The organism is Vibrio sp. 1727 (assembly GCF_033344415.1).
GTDB lineage: Bacteria > Pseudomonadota > Gammaproteobacteria > Enterobacterales > Vibrionaceae > Vibrio > Vibrio alginolyticus.
The window spans coordinates 1-1,178 of record NZ_JAWPOT010000073.1; the positions used below are offsets into that span (position 1 = coordinate 1).

The following is a 1,178-nucleotide window of genomic DNA, read 5'->3' on the forward strand; positions in this document are numbered from 1 at the left end:
ACTTGCTGAGGTCGTCACCGAAGCGTTTGACCAACCCGGCCATTTCGCTGCGGTAGTCGTCCACGGCGCTGCGGCGATACCGGCGCACACTCCGCGGGGCGGTGATCTCGGCCAGTCGTGCCGTCCGTTCCTGTTGGCGCTTAATGCTGTCCAGCACCTGCCCGGCCTGCTGCATCAGCTCCGGCCCTGCGGTGGCGGTCTTGCCCTTGGATTCACGCAGCAGCACCCACGGCTGATAACCGGCGCGGGTGGTGTGCTTGTCCTTGCGGTTGGTGAAGCCCGCCAAGCGGCCATAGTGGCGGCTGTCGGCGCTGGCCGGGTCGGCGTCGTACTCGCTGGCCAGCGTCCGGGCAATCTGCCCCCGAAGTTCACCGCCTGCGGCGTCGGCCACCTTGACCCATGCCTGATAGTTCTTCGGGCTGGTTTCCCCTACCAGGGCAGGCTCCCGGCCCTCGGCTTTCATGTCATCCAGGTCAAACTCGCTGAGGTCGTCCACCAGCACCAAACCATGCCGCTCCTGCTCGGCGGGCCTGATATACACGTCATTGCCCTGGGCATTCATCCGCTTGAGCCATGGCGTGTTCTGGAGCACTTCGGCGGCTGACCATTCCCGGTTCATCATCTTGCCGCTGGCGGCATCCCGTATGCCGATGTCGTACCGGTCGCAGCCCATGGCCTTGAGCTGCCGGGCGATGGCTTGCGCGGTGCGGTCACCCTTTACTTGAGCTTGAAAACCAGCCATATACCCCCCTGTTGTTCGATGATTTGCGGCTCCAGCCAAAGCCATGATGCGATCAGCAGCGCCAGAATAGGCGTCACGGAAGCGATCAAGACCCCGGCCCACAACTTCCATGTCCAGCCACGGGCGGCGCTCCGGGCGCTCTGCGCGGCGCTGCTCACCTCGGCGGCTACCTCCCGCAACTCCTTGGCCAGCTCCACCCATGCCGCCCCTGTCTGGCGCTGGGCTTTCAGCCACTCCGCCGCCTGCGCCTCGCTGGCCTGCTGGGTCTGGCTCATGACCTGCCGGGCTTCGTCGGCCAGTGTCGCCATGCTCTGGGCCAGCGGTTCGATCTGCTCCGCTAACTCGTTGATGCCTCTGGACTTCTTCACTCTGTCTATCGCGCTCATGCTCGATAACCTCCCGGTATTCTTGTAAGTCGATGATCTGGCCGTTGGCC

At 64.4% G+C, this 1,178-nt stretch carries 2 protein-coding genes; both read right to left on the reverse strand.

Annotated elements, in window-relative coordinates; all coding sequences use genetic code 11:
• The coding region (locus tag R8O10_RS23885) for a DNA-primase RepB domain-containing protein (RefSeq protein ID WP_318191781.1) at nucleotides 1–742 on the reverse strand (742 nt) is incomplete at its 3' end.
• The coding region (locus tag R8O10_RS23890; protein WP_318191782.1) for an IncQ-type mobilization protein MobB at nucleotides 718–1,178 on the reverse strand (461 nt) is incomplete at its 5' end. The genes R8O10_RS23890 and R8O10_RS23885, both read right to left, overlap by 25 nt.